Genomic DNA, 1,293 nt, shown 5'->3' with positions numbered 1-1,293 from the left:
GTGCTTCGTCCAGCAGCCGGGCCGGTGGCGCCACGAAGGGCTGAGCCGCCTCGCCAGGGAAAGAGCATGTCCTTAGAGGTCGCGCGGATAGGTGCTGTGGGGGCCTCGGCGGCCCTGCACGGCTGCGCGTGGACACCGTCCGCTTCGGCCGGATCGACACCCCACTCCCGCGCTCGCGGCCGGGGCCGGACTCCGACGACGCGATCACCGCCGCCGGGCCGACCACTCCTTTCGGCTGCTTCGGCACCGCCGAGGAAGCCGCCGCCTCGGCCCTTTACGACGGAGCGTCCGTCTGCCGGCATGCCGGGGTCGAGAAGGCGGCGAACGCAGCGTCCAGCAGTTTGCCGAGGTCCTCTTGGCCGTCGCTCGCACTCCATTGCCCGAGGACGATCCACAAGATTTCGAGCGCCGCCGCTACGCGAACGTTGGCGATGACCGATGACCCGTCGGCCGAGGGGGTTGTCTTCAGCAGTCGGGCGACGATCTCTGGTCGCCATTCGGTCTGCTTCTCGCGGAGGCGTGCGCACAGGGCTGGGGTCTGCTCGATGAGGCCGAGGATCGTCACGAGTTCCTGGACGTCGCGCACGAGGAACCTCACGGCTGACTCCAGGGCGTTGCGCAGCCTGCTCCAGTCGTCCTGGTTGGCCCGCTCGGCATCGAGCGCGTCGGTGATGACGTCACCGACAGGGTCGAAGACGAACAGGACCACGTCTTCCTTGGTGCCGAAGTAACGCAGGAAGGTGCTCCGCGACACTCCGGCGGCTTCGGAGAGGTCGGCGAAGGTGACCTGGTTGAAGCCGGTGAGGCAGAACCGGTTGAACGCGACGCGGGCCAGCTCTGCTCGCACCGCGTGGCGGCTGATCTCACGGGTACCGAGTGGCGCTGCGCTCATGGGGACGAGTGTACTCCGACACACTTGTTTGCTTCTTCGGATACAGGTTTCTAACCTGATACTCAGTGTCAGTCGTGATGCCGAGATTCGCGACACTGTTCCCAGCCGGCGGCCCGGTCACAGGCCGTCTCTTACCGCGATATGGAGCCACCTCATGAGCTACGAAGACCTTCCCGCCCTGACGATCGACGTCTCGGACGGGGTCGCGACGGTGACAATCGATCACCCGCCGCTCAATCTGATGGACGCGGTCCTCCTGCCCTCACTCCGGGCATTCGTCGCGCGTGTGCGGGACGACGCCGACGTCCGCGTCATCGTCTTCGAGAGCGCTGACCCGGAGTTCTTCGTTGCGCACGGTGACATGGCCTACCTCACCGACCCTGACGCGCTGCCCGCGGCCA

The 1,293-nt window shown here is 66.7% G+C and carries 2 protein-coding genes; one reads left to right on the top strand and one right to left on the bottom strand.

Features of this window, described 5'->3' with window-relative positions; all coding sequences use genetic code 11:
* Positions 1-274 precede the first annotated feature (274 nt).
* The gene (locus tag KN815_RS44880; protein ID WP_216347564.1) at positions 275-892 is read right to left on the bottom strand and encodes a TetR/AcrR family transcriptional regulator; all 618 of its coding nucleotides are present in this window, start codon (positions 890-892) and stop codon (positions 275-277) included.
* A gap of 154 nt (positions 893-1,046) precedes the next feature.
* Here KN815_RS44880 and KN815_RS44875 point away from each other — a divergent pair.
* Positions 1,047-1,293, top strand: a 247-nt coding sequence (locus tag KN815_RS44875) for an enoyl-CoA hydratase/isomerase family protein (protein WP_372458634.1), incomplete at its 3' end; no start/stop codon positions are given.

The organism is Streptomyces niphimycinicus, assembly GCF_018883605.1.
In the GTDB taxonomy this organism is placed as follows: domain Bacteria; phylum Actinomycetota; class Actinomycetes; order Streptomycetales; family Streptomycetaceae; genus Streptomyces; species Streptomyces niphimycinicus.
This window is presented reverse-complemented; position numbering and strand designations above follow the sequence as displayed.

What these genes read in the sequence shown, in the direction of transcription:
- KN815_RS44880 (WP_216347564.1), bottom strand. Translation starts at nt 892, where the DNA reads ATGAGCGCAGCGCCACTCGGTACCCGTGAGATCAGCCGCCACGCGGTG.